Origin of the sequence: Telmatospirillum sp. J64-1, assembly GCF_006980715.1 — a bacterium.
Classification (GTDB): Bacteria; Pseudomonadota; Alphaproteobacteria; order Rhodospirillales; family Magnetospirillaceae; genus Oleiliquidispirillum; species Oleiliquidispirillum nitrogeniifigens.
In genome coordinates this window covers 111,016-124,733 of record NZ_SBHN01000012.1, presented here as the reverse complement: position 1 = coordinate 124,733, position 13,718 = coordinate 111,016, and the positions used below count along the sequence as shown (strand labels likewise).

Genomic DNA, 13,718 nt, shown 5'->3' with positions numbered 1-13,718 from the left:
TTTGGGCTTGAAAAAGCCAGCAGAGGGAATAGTTAAATTACCCCAATAGTGGTACGCAAGCCTTTTCGCCCTTTTACCCATTCACGTCCGCGACCGGCAATTGGCGCCGCATGGCCATTTCCGCCGTCAGCGCCCGCGCCTTCGAGGGCTCCATCGAAGCCAGGATCGGGGCAACTCTCTGCTCCTTCATCCGCTCGACCACATCCAGAAGAATCGGCATGTCCAATTCCTCGAAGATGCGCGCGGCCTCCTTGGGCTTCATGTTTTCATAGATCCTCACCAGGCTGCGCATCTTCTCCTCTTCCTGCTCGTCATGCTTCCGCAGCAGGGAGTCGATGCTGTCCTGGAGGGTCTTCAACTCGCTGATCTTCCTGTCGATCCGCTCTTCGGCGGCCTTCAGCAGGCCTTCGCGCATGTCCAACTCGCGCGAGCGGGCGTCCAGGCCCTCGCGGCGTTCGGACAGGCGCTGCAGCACATCCAGTTCATTGGGCGAGAAGGCCGGTTCGCCGAATTCCCCCGGCGGCGGCACGCCCGGCGGCATGGCCGGATCGATCCCGCCCGGTTCGGCGGCGGCAGCGGTAGGCGCGGCCTGATCGGCAGCCTGGGCGCGGGCTGCAGACACCAGCCCGCCCGAAACCTGAAGCGGCGCCGGGGCCTTGGCCTCTACCTGCGTGGCGGTCACGCCGCCGAAATCGATGGTCAGCACCCCCTGCCAGATATCCTTGACCCGCACCGACAGCATCAGCGCCGCCATGAAGATCACCAGCGGCAGCAGGCGCAGGCTGAACATGCGCCGATCCTTGCGGGACGGGGCCTGCGGCACCGGCTGGGCCGGGGCCTGGGGACGGGCGGAAGTCTGGGGAGGCGTGCGGGTTGTCATGGCGGAACTCAGCGGAGGGATTGCAGCGCGCGCAGAAGCTCGCGCTCGGCTTCGGAGCGCTCATCCTCGACAGTGAAATCGGGTGCGGCATTGGCGGCGGCATTCGCCACCACGGCGCTGCCGGCGGCAGGCGCGGCGGCGGCACCGGCGGAAACCGCGCTACGGGCGCGGGCCACCGCGGCGGCGGCCAGACTCGGCGGCACGGACGGCGTCTTGACCTCGGCGCGCGCCTCGCGCACCGATTGCTCCAGCTTGTTGGCCATGGAATCCGCCCGCTCGATCATGAAGGCCAGGTCGTCGCGCAGGGTCTGGGCCTTCTCGACACGTTCCTGCAACCCCTGCCCGGCTTCCTCGGCCGCCTTGCGCAGCTTGGGAATGCTCGATTCCGCGCGCAGGGTGGCATCGTTGAAGTTGTTGATGATCTTCGCCATGTCGTCGCGGTTCTTGCGCAACGCCTGGAGCTGCTTGTTCAGCATCACCGCATAAGCGATGGTGGCGGCAAGCAGGACCGCGATGACGACGTCGAGCAGGAGCTTGAAGTCCACGGCCCTATCCCTTCTGCTTGCGGATCTTGTCTTCGACCCGGATGGCGATGTGGTTGCCCTTGCGGCCCATCCGCCCACCGAACATGGGAATGTCCCCGCAGCGCAATTCCACCGGCGAATCGGGCGCAGCATTGAGCATGATCTGCGAGCCGACCTTGAGCTTCAGGATATCGCGCAGATTCATCACCTGCTCGTCCAGCACCGCCTCCATCTCGACCTCGGTCATCCACAGCTCTTCGGCCAGGTGGGTTTCCCAGATCGAGTCGCGGCCGAACTTTTCCCCCATGAACATCTGGAGCAGCAGCTCGCGCACCGGCTCCAGCGTGGCATAGGGCAGCAGCAATTCCAGGCGTCCGCCGCGATCCTCCATGTCGATGCGCAGCTTGGCGACGATGGCCGCGTTGCTGGGCCGCGAGATGGTGGCGAAGCGCGGATTGGTCTCCAGGCGGTCGAAGCGGAAGGTCACCGGCGACAGCGGATCGAAGGCCGCCGACAGGTCCGAAAGGACGACATGGACCATGCGCTCGACCAGATTGCGCTCGATGGTCGTATAGGGACGCCCCTCGATGCGCATGGCCGCGGTGCCGCGCCGCCCGCCCAGCAGCACGTCGACGATCGAATAGATCAGCGACGAATCCACCGTCAGCAGGCCGTAATTGTCCCATTCCTCGGCCTTGAACACCGCCAGCATGGCCGGCAGCGGGATCGAGTTCAGGTAGTCCCCGAAACGCAGCGACAGGATGTTGTCCAGCGACACCTCGACGTTGTCCGAGGTGAAATTGCGCATCGAGGTGGACATCATGCGGACGAGGCGGTCGAACACCACCTCGAGCATGGGCAGGCGCTCGTAGGACACCAGGGCCGAATTGAGGATGGCCTGGATGCCCGAACGCTCGCCCTCGCCCTCCTGCATTTCGTCGAAGCCGAGCAGGCTGTCGATTTCGTCCTGGTTGAGGACGCGGGTCGATTCGCGCGGGCTGCCGCTGTCGTCGCCGCCACCGCCACCGCCGCCGATGCCGCCGTCGTCGCCGCCGAGCATGGCTTCCCATTCCGCCGCCATGGCGTCCTGGTCACCGCCCTCCTCGCCTTCGGCCTGGGAATCGCCGTCGTCGCCGACACCGGCCATGGCGGCCCATTCGGCCATCAAGGCTTCTTCATCGTCGGCCGACCGCCCCGGGCCGCCTTCCTCTTCGCTCGCAGCGGACATCAGAGCCCCGTCACTGAACCAGCATTTCCTTGAACAGCACGTCGTTCACGCGGGCCGGACGGGCCGCCATGTTGACGCGTGTCAGCAATTCTTCGCGCAGGCGATACACGCCCGCAGCGCCTTGCAGGTCTTCCAGCCGCAATTCGCGCAGATAGACCTGGAAGTTGTCGATGATGCGCGGCATCACCTGTTCGATACGCGGAATGTCCTGGCTGTTCTCCAGTTCCAGGCTGACGCGGATCTTCAGGAAGCTCTGCTTGCGCGCCCCGGTATTCAGGTTCACCAGCATCTCGGGCAGGTCGTAGAAGACCGCCGGCTGGACCGGACCGGAACCGGGCGCGGGCGCCGCGGCGACCTTCGGCGTGGAAGGCGCGAACAACACATCGGCGATACCGCTGTAATACACCGCCGCCGCGCCGCCGAGTACCAGCACCAAAGGCAGCACCAGCAGCAGCAACAGCTTCTTCAGCTTGCCGTTGTTACGTTTCGAACCGGGAATCGCAGACGGATCTGCGCCCTCGCCTTCTTCGAAGTCCTCTTCGAGATCCTCGGCCATGTATCCGTGCCCGTAGTTGGGCCACCGGGTTCCCCCGGCGGCAGAGTTATACCTTAGATGCCAGATGGTTAACGAGAGGTTTAGGGAGTCCTTACCTCTCTTCCGCATGAGGCGGATCCCCGGCGAGGCGGGACGATAGCAAAGGGGGATGGGGGCGGCAATAACTGCCGGGCAATGCCTGCCCCGTCGCCGCCTTTCCGCCCACCCGACTCCAGCTTTTCCGCGCCTTTCCGCCTTTCCGGCTTTTGGCACGGAGAATGCATATGGTTTGGCGTCGATTTTCAGAAGCAGCGGATACGCAGCATGGACAACACCGGCTACATCGCCCTCTCCCGTCAGGCCGCCCTGTGGCGCCAGCTGGAAACGGTCGCCAACAACATGGCGAACGCGAACACGCCCGCCTTCAAGGCCGAGCAGATGATGTTCAGCGATTACCTGGTGAAGACCAAGACGCATGAGCGCCCGTTCGGCCAGAAGCTGGCCTTCCCGCGCGATGTCGGCATGGTGCGCGACACCCGCGAAGGCAGCATGACCCATACCGGCAATGCGCTGGACGTCGCCATCCAGGGCGACGGCTACTTCGTCATCGACACCCCCGCGGGCATGCGCTACACGCGCGCCGGCCATTTCCGCCTGGACGAGACCGGCATGATGGTCACCACCGAGGGCCATGCGGTGATGCAGAACGGCGACCTGCCGGTGATCTTCGCCCCCAATGAACGGGAAATCACCATCGCCCGCGACGGCACGGTCTCGACCGAAAACGGCGTCATCGGCCGCCTGCGCGTGGTGACCTTCGAGAACGAGCAGGATCTGCGCAAGGCCGGCGCCGGGCTCTACGACACCCTGGCCGAGCCGATCGAGAAGGAGCGTCCCGACGTGGTGCAGGGCATGGTCGAGGAATCCAATGTCGTGGCCGTCGCCGAGATGACCAACATGATCAGCATCCTGCGCAGCTACCAGGGCATCCAGAAGATGCTCGACAACGAACATGAACGGCAGTTGAAGGTGATCAACAGCCTCGGCCGTCCCAACCAGAACGCCTGACCGGCATCGGACCAAGAAGAAGGAATATCGCCATGAGGTCGCTCAGCGTCGCCGCCACGGGCATGTTGGCCCAGCAGACCAATGTCGAGGTCATCTCGAACAACATCGCCAACATGAACACGACGGCCTATTCCCGCCGCCGTCCCGAATTCAGCGATCTGCTCTACCAGAATATGCGCCGCGTCGGCTCCACCTCCTCGGATGCCGGCACCATCGTGCCGACCGGTGTGCAGCTGGGCCTGGGCGTGAAGACCACCGCCGTCTACCGCATCACCGAGCAGGGCGGCCTGCAGACCACCGAGAACACCCTCGACCTCGCCATCCAGGGCAAGGGCTATTTCCAGATCGAAATGCCCAACGGTGAAACCGCCTATACCCGCGACGGTTCGTTCCAGCTCTCGCCGGAAGGCACCATCGTCACCCATGACGGCTACACCGTCCTGCCCGGCATCAACATTCCGATCAACGCCACCGGCATCTCGATCAACGGTTCGGGTGAAGTTTCCGTGAAGATCGATGGCCAGGTGGAACAGCAGGTGGTCGGCCAGCTGCAATTGGCCATCTTCCCCAACGAAGCCGGCCTGGAAGCACGCGGCGACAACCTGTACACGGAGACCCCGGCTTCGGGCGCCGCGGCGGAAGGCAATCCCGGCACCCTGGGCTATGGCAGCCTGCTGCAAGGCTTTCTTGAGACTTCGAACGTTAATGTCGTCTCGGAAATCACCAACCTGATCTCCGCCCAGCGCGCCTATGAAATGAACTCCAAGGTCATCCAGACCTCGGACGAGATGATGTCGACGCTGAACCACATGAAGTAACCGCCAGCCAGCTGGAACCGCCATGAGACGCTTCGCCCTCGCCTTCGGACTTGCCACAGCCCTGCTCGGGACCGCCGCTTCGGCCGCCGCCCAGGAAGGCTTGCGCCAGCTTCCGAACGCGGGCGAGTCGATCTCCTCGGGCAGCTTCCAGGCGCCGCCGATGCTGAAGCCCTCCGCCACCATCGAGGGCGATCTCATCCGCCTCGGCGATCTGTTCGAGAATGCCGGCGACAAGGCCGACACGCCCATCGCCCATGCCCCGCATCCGGGCAAGCGCGTGGTCCTCGACGCCCGCTGGCTGGCCAGCGTCGCCCATGCCCATGGCCTGCCCTGGCAGCCCAGCAGCGCCTATGAGCGCACCGTCGTCGACCGCGCCAGCGTCGAGATCACGCGCGAGCGCATCGAAGAAGAAGTGCTGGCCGCCCTCACCCCCTACGGCATCGGCATCAATGCGCAGCTGGAGATCAACCAGCGCGACCTGCAGCTCTATGTTCCGGCCGAAGCCCCCAACAGCCTGGCGGTGCGCGACCTCAATTTCGATCCCCGCAGCCGCCGCTTCGTCGCCACCATCGAGGCCCCGGCGGATTCGCCCGACGCCCAGCGCCTGCGCCTGGCCGGACGCGTCCACGACATGACCGAAGTGCCGGTCCTGACGCGCACCATCGACCGCGGGCAGGTCGTCCGGGAAACCGACATCGCCTGGATCCCGCTGCGCGGCGACGCCCTGCGCCAGGGCCTCATCACCGAGGCCGCCGACATGATCGGCATGGAGGCCCGCCAGACCCTGCGCCCCCACCAGCCGCTGCGCCGCAACGAATTGCAGCGCCCGGTGCTAGTCGGCAAGGGCAGCATGGTCACCATGACCCTGCAAGCCGGCGGCATGACCTTGACGGCTCAGGGCCGTGCCATCGACAATGGCGGGGCGGGTGATACCATCCGCGTGACCAATGTCAGCAGCAACATCACCGTCGAAGCGAGAATCGAAGGGCCCGGCCTGGTTTCGGTGATGCCGGCCGGTCCGGTCCTGCTTGCGAATTAGGAGAGAAGAGCCGATGTCGAGCCTGCCCCTCGTCACCCGAGCCGCCATCCTGGCCGCCGCCGCCCTCTCCCTGAGCGCCTGCAACACCGTCACCCGCCTGTCGGAAGTGGGCTCGGGGCCGAAGATCTCGCAGATCGAGAACCCGGTGGAGCATCCGAGCTACCGCCAGGTCTCCATGCCCATGCCGCAGATCCATTCCTCGCAGCCCAATGCCAATTCCCTGTGGCGGCCGGGCTCGCGCGCCTTCTTCAAGGACCAGCGCGCCGCCCAGGTGGGCGACATCCTGACCGTCGCGGTCAATATCCGCGACGAGGCCAGCATGAACAACAGCACCACGCGGTCCCGCAGCGGCTCGGAAGCGGTCAATCCGCTGGTCCTCATGGGGCTGGAGAACCGCATCGCCACGGCCTTCAGCTCCGACGGTGATCCCAACAACCTCGCCAGCCTCGGCAGCACCAGCGCCGCTGGCGGGAACGGCCAGATGGCCCGCGAAGAGAATATCCGCGTCAACCTGGCCGCCGTCATCACCCAGATCCTGCCCAACGGCAACCTGGTCATCGCCGGCCGCCAGGAAGTGCGCGTGAACCAGGAATTGCGCGAACTGACCGTCACCGGCGTCATCCGCCCCGAGGACATTTCGTCCAGCAACGTCATCTCCTCGGAAAAAATTGCCGAGGCACGAATTTCCTATGGCGGCCGGGGCACCATCAGCGACGTCCAGCAGCCCCGCTACGGCCAGCAGATCTTCGACATCCTGTTCCCGTTCTGACGGTCGGCGAGAGCTTTAGGCGCCTCGCCCTTATCTATCGCAGCAGCCTAAGAGCACTCCTATGGCGCCCTCTGCCCAGACCAAGCGTATCCTCGTTACCGGCGGCGCCGGCTTTCTCGGCTCTCATTTATGCGAGCGCCTGCTGGAGCTTGGCCATGACGTACTTTGCGTGGACAACTACTTTACCGGGCGGCGTAGCAATGTCGCGCATCTTTTCGACAATCCCCGTTTCGAGATCATGCGCCACGACGTCACCTTCCCGCTTTATGTCGAAGTGGACGAAATCTACAACCTCGCCTGTCCGGCCTCGCCTATCCACTACCAGCAGAACCCGGTCCAGACGACCAAGACCAGCGTGCATGGCGCCATCAACATGCTGGGCCTGGCCAAACGCACGCGGGCCAAGATCTTCCAGGCCTCGACCAGCGAGGTCTATGGCGATCCATTCGTCCATCCGCAGACGGAAGATTACTGGGGTAACGTCAATCCCATCGGCCCCCGCGCCTGCTACGACGAGGGCAAGCGCTGCGCCGAGACGCTGTTCTTCGACTATCACCGCCAGTACCGCCTGCGGATAAAGGTCGCCCGAATCTTCAACACCTATGGCCCACGCATGCACCCCAATGACGGCCGCGTGGTGTCGAACTTCGTCGTCCAGGCGCTGAAGGGCGAGCCCATCACCATCTATGGCGACGGCCAGCAAACCCGTTCCTTCTGCTATTACGAAGACCTGATCGACGGCTTCATCCGCTTGATGGACACGGAAGATTCCATTACCGGACCCATCAACCTGGGCAATCCTGGCGAATTCACCATGGAGGAACTAGCTCGAACGGTCCTGGAATTAACCGGCTCCCGTTCGAAACTGGTCTATCACCCTCTACCGGCCGACGATCCCAAGCAACGCCGCCCGGACATCAGCAAGGCGCGCTCTCTTCTCGGCTGGGAACCTTGCGTTCCCCTGAAAGAAGGGTTGCGCCATACGATTTCCTATTTTGATCAATTGCTGTCCACTCAGAACCCGAACGCCGTTCCTGAATCCTGACACAAGCGTGTTGTTTTTTGCCGGGGCGGCAGATGGCTTGATCAAGCGAGGCGCGTCCTCAACCTGCGGAGCGCATATCGCTGTCGCGGTTCCAGACCAAGCGGAATCACCCCTTGGAGCTGCGTTGTGCCTGGAGGCCAAGATATTCTCAAGGACTGTCGGCCATGAATGGCGTCGCTGCCAGAACACCCATGCAACGTTCCTTGAAACAAAAAACCGCCGGATATCTCCATCCGGCGGTTCTTTTATCCATCTACAAGCGGCTGGGAGCGCTACGGCCCTGGTAACCGCTATTCCTCTCGGTGGGTGCGTTCCATCCGTTCGTGGCGTTCCTGGGCCTCGATCGACAGGGTGGCGATGGGGCGGGCTTCCAGGCGGCGCAGGCTGATGGGCTCGCCCGTTTCCTCGCAATAGCCGTAGCTGCCGTCTTCGATCCGTCCGAGGGCCGCGTCGATCTTGGAGATCAGCTTGCGGGCGCGGTCACGGGTGCGCAGTTCGAGGGCCCGGTCCGTCTCGGCCGAGGCACGGTCGGCAATGTCGGGTTCCTGAAGGCCGCCTTCCTGCAGGTGCTGCAGGGTTTCATCCGATTCACGCAAGAGTTCGCTCCGCCATTTCAGGAGTTTCTGGCGGAAATACTCGCGTTGCGTCTCGTTCATAAAGGGCTCGTCATCGGACGGCCGGTAATCGGGCGGCAGGGTGATGCTCATCTCTTCCCCCATCCTGGCAACCAAGTCACCGCACCCAAAGCCTGGGGCGCGATATGTGGTGCGGAATATATGGGTGGGAAGGCGAGGCCGCAAGGCCGGATTTATGACCGGTCAAATAGCCATAAGCTTGATATGTCAGTGGAAAAGGAAGGAACGGGTCTTATCGTTCCAACTTCGCCAGCTCCACTTCGACGCGCAACTCGATTTCATCGAGCAATTGGGACAAGCGCGGGTCGCTGACCCCTTCCCTGCGGCTGCGCACCATGCGGGACAATTCCACGAGCCTTTCCTTGGGCAGGGCGCCCGTCAGCAGGCCCATGCGGATCTCCTCCAGGCCGTCGAGCAAGGCCGCCCCCTGCTGGGCGGCGCGGCGACGGGCCTCGCGCTCGTCCACCGCATCGACGGATTGCACGGCCAGCAGCGCATCGACGCCGGCCAGCGGCTGGGCGATGTCGACGGCACGGGTTTCCGCAGTCTCCTCCGTCCCCAGGAGGCTGGAGAAGCCGCCATGGCGATCCTTGCGCTCGGTCCGGCGCGTTCCTGCGCTGGAATAGCTCGATCCGACCCCGGTAACCTTCATCTTTGCCTGCATCCTGCCAGGAGAAATCCTATTCTAACGCATCGGGACGTCCGGATGAAAGAGGGCGACACCGCTTTACTGCCCATTAACCACAAAGGGGATAATGATGAAGCCTTGGTTGAATGGGAGCATATGGCCATGAGCGACTTCTTCGCCCCGGATCCCGACCCCGCTGCCTTCGACGACATGGAGGCGCCCGTCGTCACCCTGGCGGAGAAGATCCTCGACCGCGCCCGCATCGACAGCCTGGAACTGGCCAAGCTGCTGGACGAAGAGACACGCGCCCTGGAAAAGGAAGACCTGCATACGGTCGAATTCCTGGCCCATCGCAAGAAATGGCTACTGGGCGAATATACCGCCCATCTCGACCTCGTCCGCGCCCATTCCGACGAGATCGCCCAGCTGGACGCGGAAAGCCTCGAACCCTTCCAGGAAAGCCAGCAGCGCCTGCTGGCCGCCGCCGAGAAGAACGCCACGATCCTCAACATCTCCCGCCAGGTCCGCCAGCGCGGCCTGACCACCTTTGCCGAAGCCGTCCGCAAGGAACTGGCCGGGCCGGGCCGCTATGACGAGAAGGCCCGGCTCCAGACCGAAGTCCAGGGCGCCGCCCCTTCCGTCCGCCTCGACGAGACGCTGTAAGGGAAAACAAAAAGGCGGGAGATCGCTCTCCCGCCTTTTTCACGAAAATCGCAAATTCAGCCGACCGCAACAGTCTTTGGTTCGGACGCCCTCTCAGGCATCGGAGTTCTGCCAGCTTCGTGCCTGGACTTGACATGTGCAGTCTCGGCACCCCCCTGGGTGGCGGCTTGGCGACGATACTCGCTCACTACCCTCTCGGAAGGGTACTGTGTCTTTACTTCGCCGGTTTCGGTATTCCGGAACTGGACGACCACCAAGCCCGATGCGATATCGAAGCGAATAGCCGGGTTGACCAGGACCTGAGGAATCTTGAGGACAGCCTTTGACGCAGCCATCGCAGAAGCTGTCAGCCGCTCACCAATCTGGTGGGACTGTTGGACAGGCGCCGTTGCGCCCATGCGCGCCACTTCCAACATTTTCGCCTCTCTCAATTCATTGTGACTGGCCAACTATCTAGATTAGAACAGTTCTACATAAAAATCGAGTCTTTACGCACCCGTCACTTGGGACGAAGCGCCAGGAACAGGCTGGGGTCGAATTGAATGATCGGCATATAACCGGTTGTACTATTCGACAGCAGCATGTTCGGAATGGACATAGCCATCGAGCTGCCCCCATTCCTGATATCGTAATTCGCAAGAAAACGGTCGATGATCTTGCCCAGCTTCACCGGGTCCTTCAGATCCTCGATATTGAAGCGCTTCTCAAGAAGAGCAACCTGCTTATCAATATCCATCCTCGCCGATTCCGGCGGCAAGCCGGCGGCGGCACGGAAGACTTCGGACAGGTCCTTGTCCGCAAGCACTTCCATCCAGGAATTGAGCGTCGGCGCCTTTCGCTCCGCATAAAGAGCCTGGCGGACTGCCGGATTGCCCGATTCGGCCGAAGCCTCGAATTGCGCGGTGATATACTTATCAACGATTTTGTCGATCCAGGCCGGATCCTTCATATTCGCGCCCTGCTTGGCTTCGAAATCGAAGAACTCGACCATTTCACGGACTCTGGGATCAAGCATGCGGTTCGCCAGCGCATTCTTGTCCGTCAACCCTTCCTCATGCGCCTTCTGCATGAAGGCTTTGGCGAAAATGCGCTCTTCCAAGCCGAAAGCATGCATTGCGAAAGTATAGGCTTGGTAATTGTTCACCAGATCATGAGGCGTCTCGACCGAGGTGATCGCTTCCTTGAATTTCGCGATCTCCCGCTGGATCTCGGGCTGCTTGGCGAAACTCTCGCGCAGCATGTCCATCTGGCTTTTTACGACACGATAGCCTGAGATTGAGGAGCCGGAAAACCCGCCGACCAAAGCTCCGATCATGCTAAAGCCTCCTCTTCCATCCCTATCTTATTCCGACAGCGGGGGCTGCGCCTTTTGCAGCACCAATTGCTCGTACTTCATGACCTTGCGCAATTGGCTAAGAGCCACATAGTAATCCTTCCCCTCGGCCGAGTCCAAAGCCTTCGCCAGCAGACTCAAAATCTCGGGGTTAAGGAATGCCGACTGTAAATCCTGCATCAACGACTGGAAGCGCGGCCAATACTGACGAGCCCCCTGCGGATCCAGAAGCATGAGCTGGGCGACGTAGTAGGCCCTTTTGACAGGCGTATTCGCCTCTTCCTCTTGCAGAACATCCTTCTGCCGCAGAACTTGTGCGCGGTTCACCACGACAATTTCGGCCATACGATCACCGTTCTGGATCACGGCGCCGTTGATGACGACTTTTTCCTGCGGTTTCAGCTTCAGCTTGAGGGCCATTTCAGCCTCCTAGCGGCTGTCGGCTTGGTAAAAAAGAAGAGGGCGCCACCCCAGCTGAGGTGGCGCCCAATCCCGTCGCAGTCTATTAGCGGAACAGGTTGAGCAGGGTCTGCGGAGCCTGGTTCGCGATCGACAGGGCCTGCGCACCCAGCTGCTGCTGGACCTGCAGGGCCGAGAGACGAGCCGATTCTTCGGTCATGTCGGCATCAACCAGCGCACCCACGCCCTTGGTCAGGCTGTCGGCCATGACGTTCAGGAAGCGCTGCTGCACTTCCAGACGCTGATAGGCAGCACCGAGGGTCTGGGCATGCGCCTTGGCGGTGTCCAGATCGCCGTCGATGCCCGCAAGGGTGGTCTGGTCGCCCAGGCCGCTGAGGTCGACGCCGGTGATGGTCAGGTCGCTGGACTCCAGACCGGTCTTAACCGTCAGGCTGTCCGTGCCGTTGACCAGGTTGACGCCATTGAAGTTGGCGCTGCTGGCGATATCGCTAATGGCACCGGCGAGTTCGGAAATTTCCGAAGCCAGCACGGCCTGGTCGCTGGACGAAGCACCTTCGTACTGAGCGACCTTACCCTTGATGGTCTTCAGGGTTTCGACGATTTCTTCGGCAGCCTTCAGGGCGGCACCGACGCTCGCCATCGCCACACCGGCACCGTCCGCCATCACCTTGAAGGCGTTGGCATCGGAGGACATGGTGGCGGCGATCGACCAGCTGGCGGCGTTATCCTTGGCCGAAGCAACCTTCATACCGGTCGAAACACGGTCCTGCGTCTTCACCAGATTGGCGTTGGTGTTCTGCAGGGTCCGCAGGGCGGTCATCGCGCCGACATTCGTCAGGACAGAAGACATGTAGAATACTCCATTCTAGAATTCGCGACGCATTTTCTATGCGCCGTATCACCTTCTGTGATGCCGCCAGAGTGATCCCATACTCCGAAAGAGTCAACATGAATCGGATGGGATCTTTTTTGCATCGAATGAGAACGCCCTAGCCCTTTCCTTCTCACGCCAGAAGAGCGGCCACTTGCCGGGGCACGTCTCGTCCCAGGTCTACATGAAAAGGCAGCCCCAGGCAGCGTTCGGCCAATTTTTCCGTCACGTCCAACACGGCATGGGAATAGCAGGTGAACGCAGGCTGTCTGTGCAGGCCACGTTCCCACCAACGCCGCGTCTCGATCCCGTGCGAGGCCAGTTTGCGGGCGGCCTCAACGGCATTGCCCTTCTCGATCACGCAAGTGGCGCTGATCCAGCTTTCTCCCCAGCCCTCCTGCAGACGGATATCCGGCAAGGGTGCCAAGGCCTCCCGCCACGCCTGAGCGATCTTTATGAATTCCGCCCGCGTTTCGCCCCAACGGTCCATCTGAGCCAGCCCCACCGCCGCATGATATTCACTCATCTTGCCATTCATTCCCACAGACCGAGCTTCGCGGCCGCCGGAGAAACCGAAATTGATCCGGAATTCAACCTCCTGCTGAAAAGCAGGATCGTCACACAAGAGAAAGCCCCCTTCCCCGACACCAAAAATCTTCGTGGCGTGCAGGCTGACCATGACCGGCAGGTGCGAAGGCTTACAGGTATCGAAGCCGGCGGCCGCATCGACGATGACAGGGATACCGCTCCGGTCGCGCCATTCTTCCCATATCCGCAAATCAAGAGGTGCGCCGAAGGGAGAAACCGGCATCACCGCCGCAACCTCCCCCGGCACATGCGGCAGCGCGGCATCGACCAGGGCCGGCGTGATCACCCCGGCCTTCGCCTCGACATCGATGAAATACGGCCGCAGCCCCGCCGCCAGCACGGCCTGGGCCGAGGCCGCGAAAGTCCAGGCTGGCATGACGCAATAGGCACCGGCCCGCACTTCTGACGCCAGCAGTGCCGCCGTCAGCCCCTGCGTCCCGTTCCCCACGAGCCGGACACAACCAGGCTGAACTCCGAAATGAGCGGCTAGACGCCGCCTCAATTCCTGCACCAGGATACCACCATTGCTGTACCAGCGGGCTTGGTCCATGCGCTCGAGATAAGGAAGAATGTCATGCGCGGACGGCAGTAGGGGTTTGGCGACCGGGACGATGGCCTGGGACATTCTGACTCCGCACACGGAAAGAAAGGGCGCAGTATAGTCACGGCCCTTT

General features: G+C 62.4%; 16 protein-coding genes. 6 read left to right on the top strand and 10 right to left on the bottom strand.

Features of this window, described 5'->3' with window-relative positions; genetic code table 11:
* Positions 1–73: 73 nt before the first annotated feature.
* Genes EPD66_RS13010 through EPD66_RS12995 form a run of 4 tightly spaced genes read right to left on the bottom strand, consistent with a single transcriptional unit; the run spans position 74 to position 3,188 of the window.
* Positions 74–880 carry a MotE family protein gene (locus tag EPD66_RS13010; RefSeq protein WP_142848949.1) on the bottom strand — a complete coding sequence of 269 codons (807 nt, stop codon included), beginning with the start codon at positions 878–880 and terminating at the stop codon, positions 74–76.
* Positions 881–888: 8 nt separating this feature from the next.
* Positions 889–1,425, bottom strand: coding sequence for a DUF6468 domain-containing protein (locus EPD66_RS13005; protein ID WP_142848948.1), 537 nt, complete (start codon positions 1,423–1,425; stop codon positions 889–891).
* A gap of 4 nt (positions 1,426–1,429) precedes the next feature.
* Positions 1,430–2,632 (bottom strand): flagellar motor switch protein FliM, encoded by a 1,203-nt coding sequence (gene fliM / locus EPD66_RS13000; protein WP_142848947.1) that lies wholly within the window; start codon positions 2,630–2,632, stop codon positions 1,430–1,432.
* Positions 2,633–2,642: 10 nt separating this feature from the next.
* The gene (locus tag EPD66_RS12995) at positions 2,643–3,188 is read right to left on the bottom strand and encodes a flagellar basal body-associated FliL family protein (protein WP_142848946.1); all 546 of its coding nucleotides are present in this window, start codon (positions 3,186–3,188) and stop codon (positions 2,643–2,645) included.
* A 303-nt stretch (positions 3,189–3,491) separates the two neighbouring features.
* On the opposite strand from EPD66_RS12995, the gene flgF reads away from it, so the two are divergent.
* From flgF to EPD66_RS12970, 5 genes are all read left to right on the top strand, one after another.
* Positions 3,492–4,235: a flagellar basal-body rod protein FlgF gene (gene flgF, locus EPD66_RS12990; RefSeq protein ID WP_142848945.1), complete on the top strand. Its 744-nt coding sequence runs from the start codon at positions 3,492–3,494 to the stop codon at positions 4,233–4,235.
* 32 nt (positions 4,236–4,267) lie between these two features.
* Positions 4,268–5,053 (top strand): flagellar basal-body rod protein FlgG, encoded by a 786-nt coding sequence (flgG, locus tag EPD66_RS12985; protein ID WP_142848944.1) that lies wholly within the window; start codon positions 4,268–4,270, stop codon positions 5,051–5,053.
* 22 nt (positions 5,054–5,075) lie between these two features.
* A complete protein-coding gene (gene flgA, locus EPD66_RS12980) occupies positions 5,076–6,092 on the top strand; it encodes a flagellar basal body P-ring formation chaperone FlgA (RefSeq protein WP_142848943.1) in 1,017 nt (338 codons plus the stop codon).
* Positions 6,088–6,861 (top strand): flagellar basal body L-ring protein FlgH, encoded by a 774-nt coding sequence (gene flgH, locus EPD66_RS12975; RefSeq protein ID WP_370511880.1) that lies wholly within the window; start codon positions 6,088–6,090, stop codon positions 6,859–6,861. Before flgA ends, flgH begins: the two co-directional genes overlap by 5 nt.
* A gap of 61 nt (positions 6,862–6,922) precedes the next feature.
* The gene (locus EPD66_RS12970) at positions 6,923–7,906 is read left to right on the top strand and encodes a UDP-glucuronic acid decarboxylase family protein (RefSeq protein WP_142848941.1); all 984 of its coding nucleotides are present in this window, start codon (positions 6,923–6,925) and stop codon (positions 7,904–7,906) included.
* A 290-nt stretch (positions 7,907–8,196) separates the two neighbouring features.
* Here the strand turns inward: EPD66_RS12970 and dksA are convergent, their stop codons facing one another.
* Entirely contained in the window at positions 8,197–8,613 is a 417-nt protein-coding gene (dksA, locus tag EPD66_RS12965; protein WP_142848940.1) for an RNA polymerase-binding protein DksA, read from the bottom strand.
* A gap of 160 nt (positions 8,614–8,773) precedes the next feature.
* The gene (locus EPD66_RS12960; RefSeq protein ID WP_142848939.1) at positions 8,774–9,193 is read right to left on the bottom strand and encodes a flagellar assembly protein FliX; all 420 of its coding nucleotides are present in this window, start codon (positions 9,191–9,193) and stop codon (positions 8,774–8,776) included.
* Positions 9,194–9,331: 138 nt separating this feature from the next.
* Between EPD66_RS12960 and EPD66_RS12955 the strand changes: the two genes are divergently transcribed.
* Positions 9,332–9,832, top strand: coding sequence for a hypothetical protein (locus EPD66_RS12955; protein WP_142848938.1), 501 nt, complete (start codon positions 9,332–9,334; stop codon positions 9,830–9,832).
* Positions 9,833–10,331: 499 nt separating this feature from the next.
* On the opposite strand, the gene EPD66_RS12950 is transcribed toward EPD66_RS12955, so the two are convergent.
* The 4 genes from EPD66_RS12950 to EPD66_RS12935 all read right to left on the bottom strand — a co-directional run bounded on the left by EPD66_RS12950 (position 10,332) and on the right by EPD66_RS12935 (position 13,669).
* Positions 10,332–11,147, bottom strand: a complete 816-nt coding sequence (locus EPD66_RS12950; RefSeq protein WP_142848937.1) for a DUF1217 domain-containing protein — start codon at positions 11,145–11,147, stop codon at positions 10,332–10,334.
* Positions 11,148–11,174: 27 nt separating this feature from the next.
* The gene (gene flbT / locus EPD66_RS12945; RefSeq protein ID WP_142848936.1) at positions 11,175–11,585 is read right to left on the bottom strand and encodes a flagellar biosynthesis repressor FlbT; all 411 of its coding nucleotides are present in this window, start codon (positions 11,583–11,585) and stop codon (positions 11,175–11,177) included.
* Between the two features lie 85 nt (positions 11,586–11,670).
* Complete coding sequence (locus tag EPD66_RS24625) at positions 11,671–12,435, bottom strand: flagellin (protein WP_142848935.1); 765 nt, start codon at positions 12,433–12,435, stop codon at positions 11,671–11,673.
* A 154-nt stretch (positions 12,436–12,589) separates the two neighbouring features.
* Positions 12,590–13,669 carry a DegT/DnrJ/EryC1/StrS family aminotransferase gene (locus tag EPD66_RS12935; RefSeq protein WP_142848934.1) on the bottom strand — a complete coding sequence of 360 codons (1,080 nt, stop codon included), beginning with the start codon at positions 13,667–13,669 and terminating at the stop codon, positions 12,590–12,592.
* Positions 13,670–13,718 lie beyond the last annotated feature (49 nt).

Coding starts and splice junctions, on each gene's coding strand:
- EPD66_RS13010 (WP_142848949.1), bottom strand. CDS start 880: ATGACAACCCGCACGCCTCCCCAGACTTCCGCCCGTCCCCAGGCCCCG.
- fliM (WP_142848947.1), bottom strand. CDS start 2,632: ATGTCCGCTGCGAGCGAAGAGGAAGGCGGCCCGGGGCGGTCGGCCGAC.
- EPD66_RS12995 (WP_142848946.1), bottom strand. CDS start 3,188: ATGGCCGAGGATCTCGAAGAGGACTTCGAAGAAGGCGAGGGCGCAGAT.
- flgF (WP_142848945.1), top strand. CDS start 3,492: ATGGACAACACCGGCTACATCGCCCTCTCCCGTCAGGCCGCCCTGTGG.
- flgG (WP_142848944.1), top strand. CDS start 4,268: ATGAGGTCGCTCAGCGTCGCCGCCACGGGCATGTTGGCCCAGCAGACC.
- flgA (WP_142848943.1), top strand. CDS start 5,076: ATGAGACGCTTCGCCCTCGCCTTCGGACTTGCCACAGCCCTGCTCGGG.
- EPD66_RS12970 (WP_142848941.1), top strand. CDS start 6,923: ATGGCGCCCTCTGCCCAGACCAAGCGTATCCTCGTTACCGGCGGCGCC.
- dksA (WP_142848940.1), bottom strand. CDS start 8,613: ATGAGCATCACCCTGCCGCCCGATTACCGGCCGTCCGATGACGAGCCC.
- EPD66_RS12960 (WP_142848939.1), bottom strand. CDS start 9,193: ATGAAGGTTACCGGGGTCGGATCGAGCTATTCCAGCGCAGGAACGCGC.
- EPD66_RS12955 (WP_142848938.1), top strand. CDS start 9,332: ATGAGCGACTTCTTCGCCCCGGATCCCGACCCCGCTGCCTTCGACGAC.
- EPD66_RS12950 (WP_142848937.1), bottom strand. CDS start 11,147: ATGATCGGAGCTTTGGTCGGCGGGTTTTCCGGCTCCTCAATCTCAGGC.
- flbT (WP_142848936.1), bottom strand. CDS start 11,585: ATGGCCCTCAAGCTGAAGCTGAAACCGCAGGAAAAAGTCGTCATCAAC.
- EPD66_RS24625 (WP_142848935.1), bottom strand. CDS start 12,435: ATGTCTTCTGTCCTGACGAATGTCGGCGCGATGACCGCCCTGCGGACC.
- EPD66_RS12935 (WP_142848934.1), bottom strand. CDS start 13,669: ATGTCCCAGGCCATCGTCCCGGTCGCCAAACCCCTACTGCCGTCCGCG.